Annotated in this window: 11 protein-coding genes; 8 read left to right on the forward strand and 3 right to left on the reverse strand. The window is 62.1% G+C overall.

The window, feature by feature from the left end; genetic code table 11:
- The first annotated feature begins 15 nt into the window (after positions 1-15).
- From GOX63_RS13835 to GOX63_RS13845, 3 genes are read left to right on the forward strand one after another with little or no spacing between them, the layout of a single operon-like run.
- A complete protein-coding gene (locus tag GOX63_RS13835) occupies positions 16-13,329 on the forward strand; it encodes an autotransporter outer membrane beta-barrel domain-containing protein (protein WP_170546053.1) in 13,314 nt (4,437 codons plus the stop codon).
- Positions 13,330-13,347: 18 nt separating this feature from the next.
- The gene (locus GOX63_RS13840; RefSeq protein WP_170326603.1) at positions 13,348-13,827 is read left to right on the forward strand and encodes an invasion associated locus B family protein; all 480 of its coding nucleotides are present in this window, start codon (positions 13,348-13,350) and stop codon (positions 13,825-13,827) included.
- A 59-nt stretch (positions 13,828-13,886) separates the two neighbouring features.
- Positions 13,887-15,053 (forward strand): adenylate/guanylate cyclase domain-containing protein, encoded by a 1,167-nt coding sequence (locus GOX63_RS13845; protein WP_170326602.1) that lies wholly within the window; start codon positions 13,887-13,889, stop codon positions 15,051-15,053.
- Positions 15,054-15,085: 32 nt separating this feature from the next.
- Here GOX63_RS13845 and GOX63_RS13850 read toward each other — a convergent pair whose 3' ends face one another.
- Positions 15,086-15,862 carry a FadR/GntR family transcriptional regulator gene (locus GOX63_RS13850; protein WP_170326601.1) on the reverse strand — a complete coding sequence of 259 codons (777 nt, stop codon included), beginning with the start codon at positions 15,860-15,862 and terminating at the stop codon, positions 15,086-15,088.
- Between the two features lie 334 nt (positions 15,863-16,196).
- Here GOX63_RS13850 and GOX63_RS13855 point away from each other — a divergent pair, with 334 nt between their 5' ends.
- The 4 genes from GOX63_RS13855 (at position 16,197) to dld (ending at position 22,304) form a co-directional block, all read left to right on the forward strand.
- Positions 16,197-17,246 carry a TRAP transporter substrate-binding protein gene (locus GOX63_RS13855; RefSeq protein ID WP_170326600.1) on the forward strand — a complete coding sequence of 350 codons (1,050 nt, stop codon included), beginning with the start codon at positions 16,197-16,199 and terminating at the stop codon, positions 17,244-17,246.
- A gap of 117 nt (positions 17,247-17,363) precedes the next feature.
- Positions 17,364-19,427: a TRAP transporter large permease subunit gene (locus GOX63_RS13860; protein ID WP_170546054.1), complete on the forward strand. Its 2,064-nt coding sequence runs from the start codon at positions 17,364-17,366 to the stop codon at positions 19,425-19,427.
- A 12-nt stretch (positions 19,428-19,439) separates the two neighbouring features.
- Positions 19,440-20,591, forward strand: coding sequence for an alpha-hydroxy acid oxidase (locus tag GOX63_RS13865; protein ID WP_170546057.1), 1,152 nt, complete (start codon positions 19,440-19,442; stop codon positions 20,589-20,591).
- 18 nt (positions 20,592-20,609) lie between these two features.
- Positions 20,610-22,304, forward strand: coding sequence for a D-lactate dehydrogenase (gene dld / locus GOX63_RS13870; RefSeq protein ID WP_170546059.1), 1,695 nt, complete (start codon positions 20,610-20,612; stop codon positions 22,302-22,304).
- A 40-nt stretch (positions 22,305-22,344) separates the two neighbouring features.
- Here the strand turns inward: dld and GOX63_RS13875 are convergent, their stop codons facing one another.
- Both GOX63_RS13875 and GOX63_RS13880 read right to left on the reverse strand, forming a co-directional pair.
- Positions 22,345-23,013 (reverse strand): cupin domain-containing protein, encoded by a 669-nt coding sequence (locus GOX63_RS13875; protein WP_170326596.1) that lies wholly within the window; start codon positions 23,011-23,013, stop codon positions 22,345-22,347.
- A gap of 127 nt (positions 23,014-23,140) precedes the next feature.
- Positions 23,141-24,028, reverse strand: a complete 888-nt coding sequence (locus GOX63_RS13880) for a LysR family transcriptional regulator (protein ID WP_170546062.1) — start codon at positions 24,026-24,028, stop codon at positions 23,141-23,143.
- Between the two features lie 126 nt (positions 24,029-24,154).
- On the opposite strand from GOX63_RS13880, the gene GOX63_RS13885 reads away from it, so the two are divergent.
- Positions 24,155-24,778, forward strand: a complete 624-nt coding sequence (locus GOX63_RS13885) for a glutathione S-transferase family protein (RefSeq protein WP_170546064.1) — start codon at positions 24,155-24,157, stop codon at positions 24,776-24,778.
- Positions 24,779-24,813 lie beyond the last annotated feature (35 nt).

A 24,813-nucleotide genomic window follows, 5' to 3' on the forward strand; every position in this document is an offset into this window, starting at 1 on the left:
GGTTCGAGAGTGAAAATGAAATCAAATCTGCTGTTGGCGGTTTCCTTTTTCGTTTTGATTTCAACACCATCGTTTGCTGCACCCACGTCCGACTCGAAAGTTGGCGATACGGTTACCAACCCTGTAACCGGTGAGGATACCACCGTAAGCGCGCTGATTGTGGACCCGGCTTCGACGCCTACAGCAGGGACAACTGCCTTTGTCGAAACGGCGGACGGCTATGTTTTTCTGGTCAAAGACGCGGGCGATACGATTTATAATTCAGACAATCCCCCGCTAGCTTTTAATATTGTTTCCATTACTGGAACGACGGCCCAAATCAGCAATTCCGGCGCGACTGGCACGGCCAGTTTGTCGACGCAGATGACCGTTTCCCAATACGACAGCAACTTCAACAGTTCCGGCACAACGGGCACCGTGACCCCGCCCGAAGATGTCTCCGGGCCGAACGGCGTGAGCCAGGTTGTTTACGGTCGGAATGGCAGCAACGGTCGCGACGGCGCGCTGGTTGTGCCGCCAAGCTCGGGCGGTGATGGGGAGGACGGCCCAACTCAGACAAAGACCCTGTCCACCGACGTCAATGCCACCAGCAATATCGGTTGGCAGGTCGGCAGTGTCGGCGGCAATGGCGGGCAGGGTGGCGACTCGTATCTGAGCTTCTGGAGCGGGCGCGACGGTGGCGATGGCGGCAAGGGTGGCACGGTCACCGCGACGCAAACCACGACCAGCACGATCCAGACGTCGGGCGATGGCAATGACGGTATCTTTGCTTTCAGCCGCAGCGGTAAGGCTGGGGATGGCGGTAGCGGCTTTGCGGCGCCGGGCGGCGGAACCGGTGGGCACTCGGCCGATGGCGGCAACGTAACCGTATACCAACAAGGCACCATATCGACGACCGGAGATGCTGCCGACGGTATTTATGCGCTGAGTGTGTCGAACAACGGCGGCAATGGCGGATCGCAATGGGGATTGGTCGGGTCCTCCGGTGATGGGGGTTACGGCGGCAGTGGCGGTACGGTGACCGTCAACACGGCGTCGACCGGCAGCATCCTGACAACCGGCGATTTTGCAAACGGCATCTATGCTCAGTCCATTGGCGGTTCGGGAGGATCAGCAGGGACCAGTGGCAACCTGTTGGTTTCCTTGATCGGTGGCGCGGATAACGGCGGCAATGGCGGCCAGGTTTCTGTTTCGCATGGTGGTAAGATCGAAACGCAAGGCGATTTCGCACGCGGGATTGTCGCGCAGTCCATAGGCGGCGGTGGTGGCTCTGGCGGTACTGCGGGCGGTTTGGTGTCGTTGTCGCTGGGCGGGGTCGGCTCGAACGGTGGCAGCGGCGATACGGTCAGTGTCGCGGTCCTGGGCAGCGGCAGCATCCTGACCTCGGGCGTAGGCGCCGACGGTGTCATGGCGCAATCCATCGGTGGCAGTGGTGGAACGGGGGCGAACTCGTACGGTCTGGTCGCTGTCGGCGGCACCGGGTCCAAGGGCGGCACGGGTGCTGCGGTCAGTGTCAGCAACTATGGCCGCATCGTGACCGGCGAAGACGGGGCACGCGGCATCATCGCACAATCCATTGGCGGGGGTGGCGGTGACGGCGGCTCGTCCGGAGGCATGGTGTCTGTAGGCGGCAGCGGTAGCGGTGGCGGCAGTGGTTCGACCGTGACCATCGTGAATGACGGCATCATCACCACATCCGGAGACGATGCGATGGGCATCCTGGCCCAATCCATCGGTGGTGGCGGTGGTAATGGCGGCTCGTCCGGTTCGGTTGGTGCGTTCGTGGGCGTGGCCATTGGTGGCAACGGCGGGGCCGGGGGAACAGGCGGAGACGTCAACGTGACGCTTTCGAATACGGACAGCAGCCAGCCTTCGGCGATTCAGACCTCGGGCGCCCGCTCGACCGGTGTGTTTGCACAATCCGTTGGTGGCGGCGGCGGCAATGGGGGCGGAGCGGTCTCGGTTGCCGTGGGGGCCTTTGGTGCGGCGTCGGTATCGGTCGGCGGCAAGGCAGGCAGCGGCGGCAACGGTGGAGCGGTGACGCTCAGCGGCAGCGGTTCGGCCTCGGTGCAAACTGGCGGCGACGACGCGATTGGGGTCATGTTGCAATCGGTTGGCGGCGGCGGCGGTAACGGCGGCTATGCCGTGTCTGTTGCCGTGTCTGGTGGCCCGGTGTCCGGTTCGCTGGCCGTAGGCGTTGGCGGCAGCGGCAGTTCGGGCGGCACGGGCGGTCCGGTGACAGTCGGTCAGTTTAACAGTAGTGGCGTTGCGACGGCTGCAGGTTTTGAAGGTACGGTTGTGACAACCGGCAACCGCTCGACCGGTATGCTGTTCCAGTCCGTTGGAGGCGGCGGCGGCAATGGCGGTCTGGCTGTGGCCGCGACCGGAGGGGCCTCGGCGCTGTTTTCCGGCAATGTCTCGGTCGGAATCGGTGGTCAGGCGGGCAGTGCCGGGAATGGCGGTCTTGTGCAGGTCTATACTAATGCGGATGTCACCACGACGGGGACAAGCTCCAGCGGGATCATCGCGCAGTCGGTCGGCGGTGGCGGTGGTAACGGCGGCGGTAGCATCGCGGCCGGGATCAGCGCAAGCGGCGGGGCCGCGGTAGGTATCAATGTGGGTGTCGGCGGAGACGGTGGCGGTGCCGGTATCGGCGGCAAGGTCACTCTGATCGCGGGTGGCAGTTCGATCCAGACCAGTGGCGCGTTTTCCAGCGGTGTCGTGGCGCAGTCCGTCGGTGGTGGTGGTGGCAATGGTGGCTATGCCGTCGGGGCCAGCGCCGATATCGGCGGCGCGGCGGCCGGGTCGGTCAGTGTGGGCCTTGGTGGCAAAGCTGGCGGCGGCGGCGCAGGGGGAACTGTCACCGCTCAGGTCGACGCGGATGTCACCACGCGCGGCGACGATTCCGGAGCGGTCGTCGTTCAGTCCATCGGCGGTGGAGGCGGCAACGGCGGCTTTAGTGTCGCGGCTGGTCTGGCGGCTGGCGGTGCCGGTGCGGGGACTGTCGATGTGGGCCTTGGTGGCGACGGTGGCAGCGGTGGCATTGGCGGGACGGTGACCGGCGTGCGAGTCAATGGAGACGTCCGGACCGAGGGCGCGCGGTCGACAGGCATTGTGATTCAATCCATTGGTGGCGGCGGCGGCAACGGCGGCTTCAACGTCACCGCAGGGGTTGCGGCAGCGGGCGCCGGGGCGGGGTCCATCGGCGTCGGCCTTGGTGGCAGCGGGGCCACAGGTGGCGACGGCGGTGTGGTCGAAGGACAGGTTGCGGGCAATGTCACAACGCTGTCCGACAGTTCCAGCGGTGTGGTGTTCCAGTCCATCGGCGGCGGCGGCGGCAATGGCGGCTTCAACGTCACCGCTGGGATCGCAGGCGCTGGTGCGGGCGGCGGCGCTGTCACGGTGGGCCTTGGCGGCGACGCTTCGGGCGGCGGTATCGGGAATTCCGTCACTGGTCGCGTGACCGGAACCGTCACCACAGGCGGAGCGGATTCGACCGCCGTTCTGGCACAATCCGTCGGAGGTGGCGGCGGCAATGGCGGCTTCAACGTCAGCGCATCGCTGGCGGGCGCGGGCGTGGCAAGTGGTGCGGTCTCGGTTGGCCTTGGCGGTGACGGCGGAACCGGTGCGGCGGGTGGGACCGTCAACCTGACAACAACGAATTCGATTGTGACCGCGGGCGACCGGTCTTCGGGCGTGGTTGCACAGTCCATCGGCGGCGGTGGCGGCAACGGTGGCTTCAACGTCTCGGGTACCGGGGCAGGCGCGGGTACGGCCAGCGGCGCGGTCAGCGTCGGGCTGGGCGGCACCGGCGCGGGGGGCGGAAATGGCGGCGCGGTTACTCTGACTTCGAACGGCACGATCCTGACCCAGGGCGACTCGGCCACGGCTTTCCTTGCGCAATCCATCGGCGGTGGTGGCGGTAACGGTGGCTTCAACGTCAGCGCATCGGTGCAGGGGTCGGGCACAGCCGGGGGCGGCGTTTCGGTTGGCCTTGGCGGCAATGGCGCGGGTGGAGGCGACGGCAACACCGTTATTGCCACGTCGAACAATGCGATTGAAACCCACGGCGACAGCTCCTCGGGTGTCGTGGCACAATCTATCGGCGGCGGGGGCGGCAACGGCGGCTTTAACGTGGCCCCAGTTCTGTCGGGTGCGGGCACGGCCAGCGGTGCCGTCAGCGTTGGGCTTGGCGGGTCCGGTGACACCGGCGGCAATGGCGGCAACGTCACACTGACCTCGAACGGAACCATTCTGACCGATGGCTTCGCCTCAAGCGGGTTTGTCGCGCAGTCCCTCGGTGGCGGCGGTGGCAATGGCGGCTTTAACGTCTCGCCAACCGTATCAGGCGCGGGCACCGGCGCGGGGTCAGTGTCTGTCGGGTTGGGCGGTTCGGGCGACGCTGGCGGTGACGGCAATCTGGTCACGGCCAACACCACGGCGAATGTGGTGACCAAGGGGGATGCTTCGGTAGGCATTCTGGCGCAATCCGTTGGCGGCGGCGGCGGCAATGGGGGCTTTAACGTCTCGCCCGCACTTGCGGCGGCGGGAACGGGCTCGGGCGCAATCAGCGTGGGTCTTGGCGGGGCCGGCGGTAGTGGCGGTACGGGCGGTATCGTCAATCTGACCGTTGCCAACAGCGTGAGGACTGAAGGCGCGCAATCCAGCGCGGTTGTTGCGCAATCTATTGGCGGTGGTGGCGGTAATGGCGGTTTCAACGTCTCGGCCTCGGTCGGTGGTGCGGGAACAGGTTCGGGTGCAGTCGCCGTGGGTCTGGGTGGCCGTGGAACCGGTGGCGGCAGCGCCTCGGCAGTCACCGCAGATGTCACCGGCAACCTTGTGACGCTGGGCGATACCTCAACCGGTTTGCTGGCGCAGTCCGTCGGAGGCGGCGGCGGTAACGGCGGCATGAATATCTCGGTCGCAATTGCCGCAGCGGGTACCGGCGCGGGCGGCGCATCCGTTGGCCTTGGCGGCGCATCCGGCACCGGTGGCAATGGCGGTACGGCGGAGGCCACTCTGAACGGCAATGTATCGACCCAGGGCGACGAGTCCGGTGGCGTCATCGTACAGAGCCTTGGCGGCGGCGGTGGCAATGGCGGCATGAACGTCTCGGCCACGGTGACGGTTGCCGGAAAAGGCAGCGGCGGTGCCTCTGTCGGGCTCGGTGGAAGTGGCGGTAACGGCGGCAACGCGAGCACGGCCTCCGGTACGGTTGTGGGCAATGTCACCACGGCAGGCGATAACTCAGGCGGTGTCCTCGTACAATCCGCTGCAGGCGGCGGCGGTAACGGTGGGCTGAATGTCTCGGCCGCCGTGAACATCTCGGGCACCGGCGGCGGCGCAATTGGCGTTGGCATCGGTGGGTCCGGTGGCGATGGCGGCAATGCAAGTACGGCCACGGGTTCGGTAACCGGCGACGTCACCACGAGCGGCGACAATGCGACCGGCGTTCTGGTTCAGTCCGTCGGCGGTGGTGGCGGCAATGGCGGCGTCAACATCTCGGGCGCGCTGAGCATTGCGCGCACCGGGTCGGGCGCGGCGGGTATTGGTGTGGGCGGTTTTGGTGGCGATGGCGGCACCAGCGGCGTGGTCGACAATACTTTCGACGGCAATGTCAGCACCTCGGGCGCACGCTCGGCCGGGATCATCGCGCAGAGCCTTGGCGGCGGCGGCGGCAATGGTGCCACGAATATCTCTGGCGCGATTTCGGTGGCCAGCAGCTATTCGGGCGCGTTGGGGATTGGTGTTGGTGGTTTCGGCGGCGATGGCGGCGCGGCCGACACTGTCACGCAGCAGGTCACCGGCAACGTAACCACGACGGGCGACGACTCGGTCGGCATTCTGACCCAGAGCCTTGGTGGCGGCGGCGGTAACGGCGGTACCAACATTTCGGCCGCCCTCTCCCTGTCCCGGTCAGCCAACGCGGCGGTGGCAATCGGTGTTGGCGGGTTCGGCGGCGGCGGTGCCGATGCCGGGGCGCTGGTGCAATCGACCGTCACGGGCGGTGTCTCGACCAGTGGCAATAACAGTACTGCCATTCTGACGCAGAGCCTTGGCGGAGGTGGCGGCAATGGCGGTACCAATATCTCGGCCTCGCTTGGCATCAGTCAGCAAAACGGCGGATCGGTCAGCTTGGGCGTTGGCGGTTTCGGCGGCGGTGCGGGCAATGCGGGTGAGGTGGTTAGCACGTTGCGGGCCGCAACGAATAGCAGTGGCACGACCTCGGTGGTGACAACGGGCACGGACAGTATCGGCGTCATGGCGCAGTCCGTTGGCGGTGGCGGCGGTAATGGCGGCCTGAATGTCTCGGGTGCGGTCAACCTGACGGGTAAGTCTGGCGCGGCGGTCGCTTTGGGCCTTGGTGGCTTTGGTGGCGGCGGTGGTGACGCTGGGGCGGTGACGCTGGATGTTCAAAGCGACGTTGTGACGGCGGGCGACGGTTCGCACGGCCTGTTCGCCCAAAGCCTTGGCGGCGGTGGCGGCACCGGTGGCGTGAATATCTCGGGGTCTCTGGCGCTGACCAAGCCATCCGGCTCGGACACGATCTTCTCGGTCGCGGCGGGTGTTGGCGGCTTTGGCGGGTCGGGCGGTGACGCCAGCGACGTTGATCTGGATTACACGGGCAACCTGCAGGCGGTGCCGATGGTGCAGCAATCCGACGGTTCGTTCGCCGTGGATGAAAGCAAAGGCGCGAGCGGAATTATCGCGCAATCGCTGGGTGGCGGCGGCGGCAATGGCGGCACCAATGTGTCCGGCGGTATCGCGATCAGCGGCAAACCCGGAGCGGGCCAGACAGACAGCAGCAAGTCCTATGCCGTGGTCGTAGGTGTCGGTGGTTTTGGCGGCGGCGGCGGTGATGCCGGGAATGTCGATGTGAACATCGGTGCGGGCAGCACGATCATGGCGCATGGTACCGGGCAATCCGGCCTGCTGGCGCAATCGCTGGGCGGCGGTGGCGGCAATGGTGGCCTGAACGTATCCGGTGGGATCGTGTCCGACAGCTCTCTGATCGTGGGCGTCGGAGGGTTCGCGGGCGACGGTGGCAAGGCGGGCAACGTCACGGTCACGTCGCAGGCGGATATCACGGTGACGACAAACCCCGACGATATCTCGATCCCCAACAACACCACGTTCGAGGACAAGCTGCGCGACTTCCTGGGTGATACGATTGTAGATGAGACCGAGGAACTGGCTTCGACCTTCGGGTTGGAGCGTCTGTTCATCGACATGGGTGTCTTCAACGAAGAGAAACCGGACACCGATGGTTCGGCCGGTCTGATGGCGCAGTCCATCGGCGGCGGTGGCGGCAATGGCGGCCTGAACGTCTCGGGCGGTATTGCACTCAGCAAGGATGGCAAGATCCCGTCGGTCACGTTCGGGGTCGGCGGTTTTGGCGGTGACGGCAATATCTCGGGCGATGTGACCGTGGATCATGCCGGCACCGTATCGGTTGCGGGCAACTGGAAACACGGTGTTCTGGCCCAATCCATCGCGGGTGGCGGCGGCAATGGCGCGCTGAACGTGACCGGGCAGCTGAACTATGGCGACTCCAACAATTCTGACGGCAAGACCGATCTGAGCATCGTGGGCGGCCTGGGTGGTCATGGCGGCACCGGGGCGGACGCGGGCAACGTGTCGGTCACGCAAACCGGCAATATTTCGACCAATGGCTATCACGCCCGCGGCATCTTTGCCCAAAGCATCGGCGGCGGTGGTGGCACCGGCGGCATCAATGCGACATTTGTCGGCACCAAGGACAGCTCACCCATTGCCATGGGCATTGGTGGCTTTGGCGGCGGTGGTGGAGATGCAGGCGATGTGACTGTCGCGCGCGGCACGGCTGCACTGGCGGCGGGCACCATCGTGACCGACGGTGTTGGCTCGCATGGGATCGAGGCGTCAAGTATTGGCGGCGGTGGCGGCGATGCTGGCATCAACGCGGTGGTGGGCATCAGCAAGACGACCGGCAGCCAGAGCAATGGCGGCACCGGCGACTCAACCGATCGCAAGACGCCGACAAATTCGGGCGTCGATGACTCGGTGATCGCCAACTACAACAAGGTGCTGGACGAGCTGGAAGGCAAAACCAATCCGGCGGATTCTTCTGGTCAAAAAACCGGCGTGTCGGCAGTGGTCGCAATTGGCGGCGATGCCGGAACTGCCGGGGATGGTGGCACTGTCGATATCGACCACTACGGCGATATCGTGACGCTGCAGGACAGCAGCCATGGCGTCTTTGGTCAGTCCATCGGCGGCGGCGGCGGTAACGCGGCCCTGAACCTTGGCATGACCTATGAGCTGGCCTCGGATGCCACCAACAAGGGCTTTGGTCTGGCCATAGGCGGCGGCACGGGTGAAGGCGGCATCGGCGGCTCGGTCGATGTCCGCAATACCGGGAACATCACCACTGTCGGGGCGAATTCTCATGGCCTGTTCGCGCAATCCGTTGGCGGAGGCGGCGGTAACGCGGGTTACAACTCGGCCTCGACTTCGGTGGATGGTGGCAACGTCAACATTCAGATCGGCCGAACCGGTGGCACTGGCGGCAGCGGCGGTGATGTCTATGCCAGCTCGAACGGGATCATCAGCACATCGGGCAACGGCTCTTACGGGTTCTTCGCGCAGTCCATCGGCAATGGCGGCGGTAACTCGTCTTCGACGTCGGTCAGCATTGGCACACCAAAAACCGGAGACAGCAAAGGCAACAAAGCCAGCCTTTCGGTCGGCTTGGAGGGCGGCACCGGGGGTGCTGCGGGCGATGTGACATCTGTGGTTGCGGGCACGGTGGTCACGCAAGGCACCGACGCGCATGGCGTGTTTGCGCAGTCTGTCGGCGGTGGTGGCGGTACCGGTGGCAAGGCCAGCAACTCGGCTGGCAAGGGTATCTCGGTGGCACTGTCCATCGGCGGTACCGGCGGAACCGGTGGTGTGGGCGGCAAGGTTGATGTGACCAACACTGCACAGATCGCCACGTTCGGAGACCGCTCGGTTGGTCTGATGGCGCAGTCCATCGGCGGGGCAGGTGGTACCGGCGGGATGGTGCAGGCCGGTCAGTCGAACCTCGACACAATCAAAGCGGTGGTCAATCCCTCGACTGTGGGCACGACTGCGTCGATCAATATCGGCGGCACTGGCGGCGACGGCATGACCTCGGACACCGTAACCGTTGTCAGCGACGGGATCATCACGACCGAAGGCACCATGTCGCACGGTATCTACGCCCAGTCCGTTGGCGGTGGTGGCGGCATGGGGGGTGTGGTCGAAAACCGCATCATCAGCCTGCGTAAGGAAATCGGCAATACGGCAACCCTGTCCATTGGCGGCAATGGCGGCACGGGTGCAACGTCGGCCGCGGTTTCCGTGACCAACCGTGACCTGATCCAGACCACGGGCGACAAATCCGTTGGTATCTATGCGCAGTCGGTTGGCGGCGGCGGCGGTGACGCACAACAGGTGCGCAACATCATTCTGGGCCGGTCTTCAGACGGGTCCACAACCAACGCCATCCTGATCGGAGGCACTGGCGGCACAGGCGGGGCCGGCAGCACCGTGACCGTAGTCAACGAAACCGATGGCACGATCCTGACCACCGGTGCGGAAAGCCACGGTATCTTTGCGCAATCCGTTGGCGGTGGCGGCGGCAATGGCGGCTCGACGATCTCGGTCGATGGGCGCTATGGCGGGGCCGAGGCCAGCACGCGGCGGGCGCTGCAATTCGGTCTGGGCGGCTCGGGCGGCACCGGTGGTATCGGTGGCACCGTGTCGGTGACCAATGCCGGGACCATCGTAACCACCGGCGCCGGAGCGCACGGTATCTTTGCGCAGTCCATTGGCGGCGGCGGCGGTAACGGCGGCAGCTCGATCACGGGGACGGTGCGGCTCAAGACAGGGGACAGCAGTTCTCCGACTGCGCAGCTGAACATCGGAGGCTTTGGCGGCAGCGGCAACGTTGCGGGCAACGTGGTTGTCACCAATAGCGGCGACATCCAGGTGGATGGTGCGGGGGCCTATGGCATCTATGCGCAATCCGTTGGTGGTGGCGGCGGCAATGGCGGTCTGGCTGTTGCGATGGATGTGAATGACCTCAAGAACACCATGACCGGCAAATCCTATTCCAAGATCGCCATTGGCGGTTCCGGAGGCGATGGCGCGGATGGCGGTGACGTCACGGTCAACCACACTGGTGCAATTGTCGTGAATGCCACAAACGGGTTTGGCATCTATGCGCAATCTGTCGGCGGTGGCGGCGGCAATGCCGGGTATTCGGTATCCTCTCCGCTGGTCTCGGCACTCGATTACACGATTTCGCAGGTGCTTGGCGCGCGCGATGGGTCCACCGGGGCGGTGGGCAGCGTGACGGTCAACACGACCGGGGACATCCTTGTGAACGGCGAAGGCAGCCAGGCCGTCTTTGCGCAATCCGTGAACGGTGGCGGTGGCAATACCAATACCTCTGTCGATTTTACCACTACGACCAGTGGGACAACCGGCAGCGTTGTCAGCAGTGATATTGCCCTGGGTGGTGACGACGTTTCGGGCATGGCGGGCAGTCAGGTTGCGCAATCGCATACCGGTAATATCGCAACGACCAGCGACAGATCGACGGCCATGATGCTGCAAAGCATCGGCGGCGGCGGCGGGACTGCGGCTACCGATGTCGTCGTGCAGGACGGTGACGGCATCGACATCACCGCGCGTCTGGGTGCGATTGACACTGATGACGCCGGTGGCGGCGACGTGGACGGCAGCCGCATCGGCGATGTGGGCACGGATGGCGCGTTCTCATCCGCTGGCGCGGCGCAATCCATTGGCGGCGGGGGAGGGAAGCTGGCGCTGAACAGCACCGGAGCGGTCGATACGAACAAGGTCGCGTCGGTGATCCTGGGGTCGGACCCCAGCTTTGATAATGACGGCGGCAATATCACCCTGTCGCTGGACGGCGACGTGTTCACCAGCGGTGACCGCTCCTTCGGCCAGAGCATCCAGAGCATCGGCGCGGGCGGCGGCGAGGTCGTCATCTCGGGTCTGGGACAGGCGGACGTGACGTTGGGCGCGCAGGACGGATCGACCGGTGACGGTGGCGATGTCGATTTCGCCAATATCGGTGATGTGACCACCAGCGGCACCGGATCGCACGGCTTCGTCATTCAGAGCATCGGCGGCGGCGGCGGTCTGGTCTCGACCGACATGGAGGCCAGCCGGGTCACCGTGGACCTGTCGACCAACAATGGTGGTGACGGCGGCGATATTGGGTTTACCCAGACCGGGACGATCGTCACGACCGGAGAGAACACGATTGGTGTTGTCGCGCAGTCGCTGGGTGGCGGTGGCGGCATGGTGGATGCGGTCTTCCGCGGGACTGCGGGTGGCGCGGGGTCCGGCGGCGCCATCGACATGGCCTTGACCGGCAATATCCTGTCGGTCGGCGAAGGCGGCATCGGCGTTCTGGCGCAATCCGAAGGGCGCGACGGGGCAGGGGCCATCACGCTGGGCTTCGATGGTATCGTCATGGGCGGCACGGGGCAGGCGGACTCTGTAGCCTCAATCGTCGTGGACGGTGGCGCGAACAATGCGTTGACCTTGTCCGAGAACACGGTGCTGCTTGCGGGGAACAACCAGCTGGTGAACGGCGGTGACGGCAATGACCAGGTCTCGCTTGCCGGTGCAGCCCTTGGCAATATCGATCTGGGCGCGGGTACCAACGGCCTGACCGTCGAGGATGGCGGCGCCTTCTACGCGCTGGATACGATCAACCTTGGCGATGCCGGGGTGATGCAAGTCAACGGCGACTTCGTTCTGGGCGCTAATTGGGGCCTGAACACGGAATTTACTTCGAATGTTCAGGCGGGCGATTTCGTCTTTGCCGGCAACGTCAGCCAAACCACGAACCTGACCGGCAGCTTGGCCTTTGGCGCCACGGCAAGTTCGGTCTTTGACGTGTACTTCCTGACCTCGGGGGCGTCGGGTGGTGACAGCGACCTGATCAATGTCACCGGCGATGCCACGATGGGCGGCACCTTGTTGCCGCAGCTGAACACGCTGGAACGGGCCGTACCGCTGGTTATCGTCAACCCCGATGGTGCGGCGGCGGATGCAGGTACAGCGATTCAGGACACCGTGGTGCTGGACTACTCGATTGGTCTGAACGGTGCGACCTCGGACGGCAGCTCGATCGATCTGGTGATCACGCCGGATTACTCGACCACCAATATGAACGCGAACCAGGCGGCTGTTGGGGATTACATCAACCAGGTGTTGAACGGGCAGGGATCGGCCGCGCAAGGCGAGCTGTTCGCGCTGATCGGCAACATGATGTCTGAGGCGGACGTCATCGCCGCAATTGACGGCCTCACCGTGGGTGATTACGCCTCGGACGCGGTGGACGCCTATTACGGCACCCGGGTGTTCGCGGACACTCTGCATAATTGCGAGCGCTTCACCGACTATCAGGCGGGTGATGATCCGCGCAATTGTATCTGGTTTACCGGCGGAAGGTCCTTCTATGACCGGGATCAGACCGGCATCTACGATGAGCTGGACATCAACACCACAAACCTCACGGCCGGTGTCCGTCTGCCGGTCGGGGATGAGCTTTATGCCGGGTTCGCGGTGGGCCATGACCGGATCAGCCTGCGCAACGGATCGCAGTACAATGCGACCGGTGACCGGTTCAATCTGGGCGCGTCGCTGACCAAATACACCGGCGCGTGGGAGTTTGCCGCCATGCTGTCCGCCGGATGGTCCGACTATGACACGCTCAGGGCGGGCGGGATCATCGGTATGCTGCCCGGCGGCGGCATTGTGGACACCGTTGGCGTCAGCGCGATCAAGCATAAGATGAACCACCAGAACCTGCGGCTGAGCTTTGCTTATGACCACAGGTTCGCCGGTGGCAGCTCTTATCTGCGGCCCGAGATCGCGGTAGACGCCATGCGTCTGGCAACCGACGCCAACGGCGACGCGACCCTGTCGGGGGTTGTCCTGCAGGACGACAGCGAAATGATCTATGCGTTGACCCCGTCGCTGGAGATCGGAACGGAACAGGTCCTGAGCGCCTCGCAGAAACTGCGCGCAAGCTTGCGGGCCGGTGCCATCATCTCATCCGATGACACCGTATCGGTCAGTGCCGGTTTCGCAGGGGCCAGTGCCACGGACGGAGGGTTCTCGAACACCAGCTATATCGGCGATACTCATGGGGTGATCTCGGCCCGGTTGGGGTTGTTCGCGCTGGACGACAGCAGCTTTATCAACCTGAGCCTTGATCATATGTTCGGAGACTCGACCGAGGCCCTACAGGTCGGTCTTGGTTTGGGCGTACAATTCTAATCAATGAGGGACAGCAGTATGAAAACTTGGATTTGCGCAATGGGGGCCGCACTGGGCCTGGCAATTCCTCTTGCCGCGCAGGAAAACGACGCGCCGTTGTGGTCGGTTAATTGCAGCAATCTGGTCAACGGCACCGAACTGATCTGCGAAATGACCCAAAGCATCGTTCTGACCGAGAACAACCAAAGGCTTACTTCGATCGCGTTCGTGAAACCGGCGGGGAAAGACGAGACCGAAACCGTGCTGACACTGCCGTTTGGTCTGCTGTTCTCTGAGGGACTGACTGCCAAGGTTGATGGCGCCGAGGTCGCGCGCCTCGAATTTCTGACCTGCGAAGCGCAGGGTTGCTTTGCCCGTTCCCCCGTTTCATCGGACTGGATGTCAGCGATGCGGGCCGGTGATCAGTTGACGGTCGAAGGCAAAAACAGGGTCGGAGATCCGATTTCTTTCGGGTTTGATCTGGCAGGATTCAGCAAGGTGTCCGATCTTTTGCCCTGATCAGCCGATCAATTGCGAAGCGCATGATCCGGGCTAGTGTCTTTGCCGGAGGGTAACCCATGCAGAATGTCGCGCAGCTGAACGCGTGGTTGGTTTCGGACGGAAGGATGTTGGGTGATGAAACCCAGATCATCTCACGCTATTGCCACGCCTTGACGGAACTGGGCGTGCCCTTGTCCAGGGTTCGGATCGGGCAAAGTTATGCCAACCCTTTGATCAGCGCTTGGGGGATGATCTGGACACCGGACAGGGCGCGGAAATACACCGTGCCTTCTGGGGTTTTGGCCACAAGCTCCTGGCAAGGCAGTCCGTTTCAACATGTTGTCGATACCCGAACCTGCCTGCGCAAGCGGATTCTGGATCTGGATCTGACGGTGCAGCATGAGGTTTACGCCGAGCTTGCCGAGGGCGGCGTCACCGATTTCTTCGCCATACCGCTGGAATATGGTGACGGCTCGGTTCAGGGTTCAAGTTTCTGCACGGATGATGCGGGAGGGTTCTCCGATGCGCATCTGGCCGCGATCGAATCCACACGCCATGCGCTGGCGGCGGCTCTGGAACCGATTGCGATGCGGGAAAGCCAGCAAAGTTTGCTGCGGACCTATCTGGGCGACGGACCCGCACGGGAAATAGGCAACCGCCATTTCAAACGTGGGGAACACAGAGCGGTGTCGGCCGCTATTCTGTTCGCCGACCTCCGGGGGTTCACGGCGAAGTCGGAAACCTGGCCCGAGACCGAACTGCTGGCAATGATGGGGGATTACTTTGAAATGGTCGTCACTCCGATTCACCAGCAGGGTGGCGACGTGTTGAAATTCATGGGCGATGGCGTTCTAGCGATTTTCGAGGCCAGTGACGACGCTCAGATCGCCTGCGCGGCCGCGGTGAAGGCGGCAACAGAGTCGCTGGACAATTTGCGGGATTACAATGCTGCGGCTGGCCGCAGGGGCGAGGACGCGATCGAGTTTGTCATCGGTATCGACTATGGCGCTGTGACTTTTGGCAATATCGGCAGCCCCGACCGTCTGGACTTCACCGTTGTCGGCCCGGCCGTCAACATCGCCAGCCGCGTGCAGGGTTTGTGCAAAGAACTGGGCGAGTCCCTTCTGGTGTCGTCAAACGTGGCAGGACATGTCCGGCCGCTGGTCCAGACAATCGGAGAACATCAGGTCAAAGGGTTGGGGCAGGAGATCGAGATATTCCGCGTCAGTTCGCAACCCGGATAACGACCAGAAACGGTCCCGCACACGTATGGCCGTTACTGCCCTGACAGCATCCTGCGTTTTTCGGCCATTGCCTCTCGGCGATTGCGTTCGATCCCCAATCTGAAGGACGCTTCGACAAAATCGATATGGTCTGTTGCGGCTTTTGCGGCGCGCGCCTCATCCCCGTCGATCACGGCCTTGCCCAGTTCCAGATGCTGGGCCAGCAATTTCTCTCCGGTGCCGTCAATCGTTTTCAGAAAATCGCGGTTATAAAATACACCCTTGCGCGTGAGTTCGTAGATCGAAGCCATCATGTGGATCAGGGTCGCATTCTGGCTTGCATCCACGATTGCGGAATGCAGCGCAAAATCCGCTTCTTGCGAGGCCTTGGTGTCTTTTGCCTGCCAGGCCCGTTCATTCTCGGTCAGAATGTCTGCGATCCGCTCTTTATCCGCCTTGGTCGCACGTCGTGCCGCAAGGCGGGCGGCAAAGGCCTCTTGTTCGCGCCGGTATTCGAGATAATCAAAAAAGGCGGGTTCGTGCCGTTCGTACAATGCCAGCAGCGCGGGCATCATTGCCTGCCCGGTCAGAGCAGCCACAAATGTGCCCTCACCATGTTGCGTGGTGACCAGACCGCGCTCTTCCAGAACCGCCAGAGCCTCGCGCAGTTTTGGCCGCGATACCCGCAGCATCTCGGCAAGATCCCGTTCCGACGGAAGTTTGCGGCCCTGTTTCAGGATGCCGGACGCGATCAGATCCTCGATCTGGGCAACAACGGCTTCGGCCAGCGATTCGTGTCCGACCGGTTCAAAAATCGCCGTGGGGCTCATGGCGCTGCGCCTCCGCTAAGTGTCAGATTAGGATTTACTGGTAAATAAATATAACCATGTCAGGCGAAAATTCAAGCGACCGTATTGGGCGGGAAAATTGGGCACAGCCTTATGTATTCGAACGATTAATGGGCAAATCTCAAAACTAGAGGTCGTAGAAATGTCCCAAGATGACGCGAATTTTGCGCAGACGTGGACGAGGGTGGTTAGACCAGTGGTAAATTAAATTGTTGACTGGTCAAGACTGGTAAAGTTAGTTTACCACCGGAGAGGCGCTGGAAGAGCCTGCGCCACTGATTGGGGTAGACGCCCTGACCAACCTGGAGGAGATTTTATGAAAAAGACCCTGACGAGCCTCGCCGTGGCCGCCAGCCTGCTGGCCGCGCCCGCGGTTGCCGCTGACAAGCTGCTGCTGAAAACCCCGATCGCATTCTCGACCGAACTGCCGGGCCTGGGTTCGCCGATCCCGCGCGTGGCCGATCAGCTGGACCTGATGTCGGGCGGCACGCTGAAGATGAAAGTCTACGAGCCGGGCAAACTGGTTCCCCCGTTCGAGATTCTGGATGCCGTTTCCACCGGCAAGATCAATTCGGGCTACACCACTGCCGGTTACTGGGCGGGTAAAATCCCGGCCGCGCCGCTGTTTTCGGCCGTTCCGTTCGGCCCTGAGGCCGGCGAATACATGGCGTGGATGTATTACGGCAACGGCCTGACGCTGTATCAAGAGATGTATGATCAGGCGGGCTACAACGTCAAAGTTCTGCCTTGTGCCATCATCGCCCCCGAAACCTCGGGCTGGTTCGCAACCGAGATCAACTCGCCCGAAGACCTGAACGGTCTGAAGATGCGTTTCTTTGGTCTGGGCGGCAAAGTGATGCAGAAACTGGGCGTTGCAACCTCGCTGCTGCCGGGTGGTGAAATCTTCCCTGCGCTGGAAAAAGGCGCGATCGACGCGACCGAGTTCTCGATGCCTGCCATCGACGCGCGTCTGGGCTTCCACAAGCTGGTGAAATTCAACTACTTCCCCGGCTGGCACCAGCAAGCGACCGTGTTCGAACTGCTGATCAACAAGGACGTCTGGAACGAAGCCACCGATCAGCACAAAGCGATCATCGAAAACGCCTGTAAGGCCTCGATGGCGGATAGCTTTGCCGAGGGCGAAGCCATTCAGCACGCGGCTCTGATCGACAACGTTGAAAACAACGGTGTCACCATCAAGCAGTGGTCGCCCGAGATGCTGGATACGTTCCGTGCAACCTGGGAAGAGGTTGCTGCTGAAGAAGCCGCCAATGACGCATTCTTCGCACAGGTTCTGGCCGACATGACCGAGTTCCGGGACGGCTATAACCTCTGGAAAACGAACGCTTTCCTCCCTCGTCAGTAATCTCCCTCACTGACGATGCCGGGGCGGCTTTGACTGCCGCTCCGGCCCTTATCCTTACTACTCGGAATTTCTAACCAATCACTGCCCGTACTCCGGGCTGCTGAGCGAGGAATGACCATGGCCAGCCAAAAGAACTTCAATGATCCGGTCGAAGCCTATGAAGGCATCCTGGAGCACCCCGAGACAGACCGTCAGAAGATTGCTGTCGCCATCGACTCTGGCGTAAAGGCCGTCGGCCATGTGGTCATGTGGGCAAACGTGCTGCTGATGGGCGCGATTTTCGCTCAGGTCTCGCTGCGTTACCTGTTCAGCCAGAACTATCCCAAGCTGGATGAAATCCAGTGGCATTTCTACGGCATCGTCACGATGATCGGCATTTCCTATGCCTTGATCACGGACAGCCATGTGCGTGTTGACGTGCTGCATATGCAGCTGTCGCGCCGCGCGCAGCGGGTTATCGAGGTGATCGGTATCCTGACCCTGCTGACCCCGTTCATCTATCTGATGGTGGATCAGGGATATGACTATTTCTACGAAAGTTTCCGCGTCAACGAACGGTCGGACAGCCCCACCGGCCTGCCTGCACGCTGGGCCTTCAAGGCGGTCATTCCGATCAGCTTCATCCTGCTGGCACTGGCCGCGCTGGCGCGGTTGATCCACGACGGGCACGCGTTGCTGTACGGACCGGAATCCGAGCGCGAAGGCGCACCGCTGCGCCGTATCTTGCTGGTGCTGGCCGTATTTGCCGCCGTCTGCGTCGGCCTGACTTTCCTGGTTGAAACGACCGAGGAAAAGCTGGTCATCGCGATGTTCCTGACCTTCATCGCGCTGCTGTTCACCGGTTACCCGGTGGCCTGGGTGCTGGCCGGTGTCGGTGTGGCCTATTGCGGTCTGGCCTATCTGTTCGACAACGACCTGATGCTGTGGACCGGGTTGGAGAGCACCTTTACCGGGCTCGACTACCTGACCCTTGGCGCGGTGGTAAACCGGGTCTATGCGACCATGTCCAACGCGGTTCTGGTCGCCCTGCCGATGTTCATTTTCATGGGTCTGATGCTGGACGAATCCGGTGTGGCCGAACGTCTGATGTCCTCGATGCAGCGCCTTTTTGGCACTGTGCGTGGTGGTCTGGCGATCACAGTGACTCTGATCGGGATCATTCTGGCAGCCTCGACCGGCATCATCGGTGCGTCCGTTGTTCTGCTGGGTGTACTGTCGCTGCCCTCGATGATGCAGCAAAAGTACCAGCCGACGTTGGCTGCCGGCGTAGTTTCGGCCTCGGGCACGCTGGGCATTCTGATCCCGCCGTCGATCATGCTGGTGATCATGGCCGACCAGATGGCCCTGTCTGTGGGTGACCTGTTCATGGCTGCGGTCTTCCCCGGTGTGATCATCGGTGGCCTCTACCTGACCTACATCTTCATCCTTGCACTGGTAAAACGCGACGCGGCCCCGGTGCCCGAAGGTGCCACGGCCCCCGACTGGGCTGCGGTCAAGGACGTGCTGATCGCGGTCATCCCGACCCTGATGCTGATCCTTGCGGTTTTGGGTTCGATCTTTGCAGGTCTGACCACACCGACCGAAGCCTCGGGCATCGGTGCGCTGGGTGCGACCCTGCTGGCCTTGGGCTATCGCAAGCTGACCTTCAAGAAGCTGTGGAACGTGCTGGTGTCGACCTTCAACACCACCGCTTACATCTTCGCGATTTTCCTGGGCGCGACCGTGTTCTCGTATGTCCTGCGGGAACTGGGTGGGGACGAGCTGATCGAACACGTGGTGCAATCCACCGGCTTCGGCGCCAACGGCACCGTTCTCTTCATCCTGTTCATCGTCTTCCTGCTGGGCTTCGTTCTGGACTGGATCGAGATCACGCTGATCGTACTGCCGCTGATGCGCCCCATCGTGAACGGGTTGGGCATCGACATTCCGGGCTTTGGCGTTCTGGATGAACCGGCGCTGGTGTGGTTTGTGATCCTGGTCGCGGTGACGCTGCAAACCAGCTTCCTGACACCGCCGGTGGGCTTCGCCCTGTTCTACCTGAAAGGCGTCTGCCCGCCCGAGATCAAGCTGATGCACATCTACAAGGGCATCATCCCCTTCGTACTGTTGCAGCTGACTGGTCTGGCGCTGGTCTTCCTGTGGCCGACCCTCGCCACCTGGCTCCCTTCGGTCGCTTACTAAGGAGCTGCCCCAATGCGTCTGAACCAATGCCATAACTTCCACGATTTCCGGCAGCTGGCCAAACAGCGGCTGCCGGGGCCCATCTTCAACTATATCGACGGTGGCGCGGATGATGAGGTGACCTATCGGGAGAACACCCATGCGTTCGACCGATGTGATCTGCTTCCTTCGGTTCTGTGTGGGGTGAAGGACGTGGATATGTCCGTCACGGTGATGGGGCAAAAGCTGGATATGCCGGTCTATTGTTCGCCTACTGCCTTGCAACGCTTGTTTCATCATCAGGGCGAACGCGCCGTTGCAGCGGCGGCCGAGAAATACGGGACTATGTTCGGCGTGTCCTCGCTGGGCACTGTCTCGTTGGAAGAGCTACGGCAGAAGCACAAGAACCCGCAGGTCTATCAGTTCTATTTCCACAAGGATCGCGGCCTGAACGCCGCCATGATGCAGCGCGCAAAAGAAGCGGGTGTCGAGGTGATGATGCTGACCGTCGACAGCATCACCGGCGGCAACCGCGAACGCGACCTGCGCACCGGTTTCTCGATCCCGTTTCGGCTGACGCTGGGCGGCATGATCCAATTTGCGATTAAGCCGATGTGGGGGATCAACTATGTCACCCACGAAAAGTTCCGCTTGCCGCAACTGGAAGAGCATGTGGATATGGGTGGCGGTGCCAGCTCGATCGGTGGGTATTTCACCGATATGCTGGACCCGTCGATGAATTGGGATGACGTGGCGCAGATGGTGCGGGATTGGGACGGTCAGTTCTGCCTCAAAGGGATCATGACCGTCGAAGATGCCAAGCGCGCGGCTGAGATCGGCTGCACCGGCATTATCCTGTCGAACCACGGTGGACGCCAGTTGGACGGCTCGCGCACGCCTTTCGATCAATTGTCCGAGATCGTGGACGCGGTCGGCGACAAGCTGGACGTGATGATGGACAGCGGTATCCAGCGCGGCACCCATGTCCTGAAAGCGCTGTCGCTGGGTGCCAAGGCTGTCGGTGTCGGGCGGCACTATCTGTATCCGCTGGCCGCCGCAGGGCAGGCCGGTGTCGAGCGTGCTCTGGGTCTGATGCGGGCCGAGATCGAGCGTGACATGAAACTGATGGGCGTCACCAGCGTCGACCAGCTGAGCCGCGAGAATATTCGGATCCGCGCCGCATAAACCACTACGGGGGTTGCCATGACCAATGATGAGCTGATCAAACATTTCCGTTCCATCGTTGGGTCGCGCCATGTCCTGACCGGAGAACGCGCGACAGAGCGGTTTCGTCGCGGTTTTCGCTCGGGCGAGGGTGAGGCGCTGTGTGTCCTCCAGCCCGGCAGCCTGCTGGAACAGTGGAAAGTGCTGCAGGCTTGCGTTGCGGCCGACAAGATCGTCATCATGCAGGCCGCAAATACCGGCCTGACCGAGGGCTCGACCCCTTCGGGCAGCTATGACCGCGACGTGGTTCTGATCAACACCCGCCGGATGGATACGCTGGTGCCGTTGAACAATGGCGAGCAGATCGTCAGTTTTCCCGGCGCCACGCTGTTTGCGCTGGAAAAGATGCTGGCCCCGTTGGGGCGTGAGCCGCATTCGGTGATCGGGTCTTCGTGCATTGGCGCCTCGATTGTGGGCGGCGTGTGCAACAACTCGGGCGGATCGCTGGTTGAACGCGGGCCGGTCTATACCGAACTGTCGGTCTATGCGCAGATCACCGAGACAGGTGATCTGGAGCTGGTGAACCATCTGGGCATCGATCTGGGCAACACGCCCGAAGAAATCCTCTCCAGTCTGGACGCCGGAAAATTCGACCGCAATCCGGGAGCCACGAACAAGCGCGCCTCGGCCAGTGACTATGCGCAGATCGTGCGAGATGTGGATGCGGAAACTCCGGCGCGGTTCAATGCGGACAAGGCCAAGCTTTTCGAATCCGCTGGGTCAGCTGGCAAGATGGCCGTGTTTGCCGTGCGGCTGGATACCTTTCCCAAGAACCAGGCCGAGAAGGTTTTCTATATCGGCAGCAACAGCCCGGATGATCTGGCCGCACTGCGCCGTCATATCCTGTCTGATTTCAAATCCCTGCCGGTCTCTGCCGAATACATGCAGCGCGAGGTGTTCGACATCACTGCAAAATACGGCAAGGACACGGTTGTGATGATCAACAAGCTGGGAACCGACCGGCTGCCGATGTTCTTTGCCATGAAAGGCGCGGTCGATGCGAGACTGCGACGCATCCCGTTCCTGCGCAATTTCACCGACCGGTTCATGCAGGCGGCGGTCTCGGTCTGGCCGCGGGTTCTGCCGAAACGGATGGTCGCGTTTCGCGATCGCTACGAACATCACCTGATCCTGAAAATGAAGGATGACGGTATTGCCGAGGCCAGTGACTGGCTGCCCGAATTCCTAAGAGATCGCGACGCGGATTTCTTCGAATGCACCGCGCGCGAGGCGAAAATCGCAGGTCTGCACCGCTTTGCTGCCGCCGGAGCCGCCGTGCGTTACATGGCGATCCATGCGAATGAGGTCGAAGACATCATCGCTTTGGACGTTGCACTGCGCCGCAACGATCAGGACTGGCTTGAGAAACTGCCACCCGAGATCGAGAGCCAACTGGTTCACAAGCTCTATTACGGCCATTTCATGTGCCACGTGATGCATCAGGACTACGTGGTCAAGAAAGGCGCCGACCCCAAGGCGTTGAAAGCCGCAATGCTAGCGCTGTTTGATCAGCGCGGTGCCGAATACCCGGCCGAGCACAATGTCGGACACCTCTACAAGGCCAAGCCCGATCTGGCGGCGCACTACAAGTGTTGTGATCCGACCAACTCATTCAATCCGGGCATTGGCAAGATGTCCAAGGCGCGTAATTACGGCGAGGACAGCGCCGTCTAATCGATCTTGCGGTGAGCGGCCTGGTCAAAGCGGGCATAGGCTAGGTCTGCGGGGCCCGGGCATAGGGCAGATGTCCTGTTTTCATCCAGATCTTGGCGCCGTCTGGGCCGGCAGTGGCGGACAAGGCTTGGCCTTCGGGCAGACGCAGCCAGTCGTTTTTGTTCAGAAAGTCTCCGCCGGTTTTGATCGATCCGTCTATGATAAGGATTTCGATCCCGCCAGACGCGCCGGATGTGAGGGTCGCGCCCGCGTCGAGGTGGCTATAGGTGACCACTTCGCGGTCGTCCTTGTGCAAGGTCGCGGTGGCGACGCCGTTTACCGGCGCGGACAGCTCATCGGCCATGGTTTTGCGGAACTGGGTGCGGTCATCCATGTCGAACTGCCAGAGCTTGACGAAGATGGTGCAGCCGGGCTCCGATCCCGGCGTATGCTGCGATGTCGGCGGGTTTCGCACATAGGTCCCAGCGGGGAAATCGCCGTGTTCGTCCTGAAACACGCCGTCCAGCACGATGAACTCCTCACCACCCGTATGGGTGTGCGCCGAGAACTTGCTGCCCGGTGCATAGCGCACGATGGTAGTTGCGCGTGCAACCTCACCCCCGATCCGGTCCAACATGCGCCGGTCGACACCTTTCATGGGCGAGGCTTGCCACTCAAGCTGATCAGAGTGAACAACGACGCGGGAAGAGAAGTCCGAGTTGAGTTCCATGAGGCGGGTTCCTTTCGACCTAAGGGGCTGCGATCTGCGCGCCGTTTTTTTACACCACATTTGAAGATGGGGCGGACGTTTGAGGATTTCCACCTTGCGAAATCGGTAGAGGTGCTGAGATGGACCCTCAGGCCCCGCGCAACTGTGCCGCCAGATAGTCGATCAATGTTCTTATCCGCGCGGTCAGATGGCGGTTTTGCGGGTAGGCTGCATAGAGGCCGACGGAAACCGCCTCCTGCGGCTCAAAAATCAGTTGCAGCTGTCCCGCGTCCAGAAACGGCTGCGCGGTGTACAGGGGAATGCGTCCGATCCCCAACCCGTCAGCTGCCATATGGGCCACGGCGCGTGGCGAGTTGGCCCGGAAATTGCCGGAAACCGGAACCGAGTATTCTCCGTCCGGTCCCTTGAAGGTCCAGTGATCGGCGGTGTTACCGGTGGTCTGCAACAAGCAGTTGTGAGAGGCCAGCGCTGCGGGGTCTTTTGGGGTTCCAAACTCCGCCAGATATTCCGGCGACACACAGCACACGATCCGCATGTTCATGAGCTTGCGCGCTACGAGGTTCGAGTCTTTCAGGACGCCGAACCGAATGGCCAGGTCATAACCCTCCTCGACCATCGGGACATGGTGATCCGACAGGTGCAGCTCGATCGATACCTTGGGATGCTCGGTCTGAAATGGTTTCAGCAGGTGGATCAGTTCCGCAGAGCCAAACCCGGTTGGCGCGGTGATCCGGATGCGGCCTGCCAGTTCGGACTGGCGTTGCTGAACCAGGCCCTCAAGCTCATCGAACTGCTCCAGCAGGGGCAGGCAGCGTTCGTAATAGGCGCGTCCGGTATCGGTCAGGGTGACGCTGCGGGTGGTGCGGTTGAACAACTGGGCGTTTAGGCGGTCTTCGAGCTGGCTGACATATTTGCTGGCCAGCTTGGTACTGATGCCAACCTGCCGCGCGCCTTCAGTGAAGGAAGAATGCGCTGCCACGGCCGCAAAGGCCCTCATGCCCTGAACAGTATCCATTGTCTACGCCGTGTTCATAGTAAGTCACCAAATGGATATATTATCGCCTTCTGAAATTCAAACTAAGTCTGGTGCTCAGTTGCTGATCCTCAGCGGAACCCTACCAATCAGAGAAAGACCCAACAGATGTCCAACGCTATCCGAATTCACAGTTTCCCACTGTCCGGCCATGCCCACCGCGCAGTTCTGTTTGCCAGCCTTGCCGGCATCAAACATGACGTCATCGACGTTGATCTGGCCGGGGGCGAACACAAGGGCGACGCTTTTCTGGCGCTGAACCCCGCAGGCCAGGTGCCGGTGCTGGAAGACGGTGACGTGGTCGTCAGCGACAGCAACGCTATCCTGGTTTATCTGGCCCGGAAATATGCTCCGTCCTACCTGCCGACAGATCCGGTGCTTGAGGCCGAGGTGCAGAAATTCCTGACCCTCGCCGCGGGCGAGATCGCCTTTGGTCCCGCCGCCGCGCGGCTGATCACCGTGTTCAACGCGCCGCTGGACGTGGAGTTTACCCATGCCACCGCCGCCAAGGTTCTGGGCAAGCTGGACGCACACCTTGAGGGGCGCGACTGGCTGGTCGGCGCTGCGCCTACCATCGCGGATGTCGCGATCTACAGCTACACCGCGCACGCCCCCGAAGGCGGTGTTTCGCTGGAGCCTTACGCAAATGTGCGCCGCCTGCTGGGCAATATTGAGGTGCTGGACGGCTTTGTCCCGATGCCCAGCACGGCGGTTGGTCTGGACGCCGCCTGAAGCCAAACCTGTCCGGTTGCGCATCTGCGCAACCG

The sequence above is a fragment of the Ruegeria arenilitoris genome, assembly GCF_013031355.1.
Classification (GTDB): Bacteria; Pseudomonadota; Alphaproteobacteria; order Rhodobacterales; family Rhodobacteraceae; genus Ruegeria; species Ruegeria arenilitoris_C.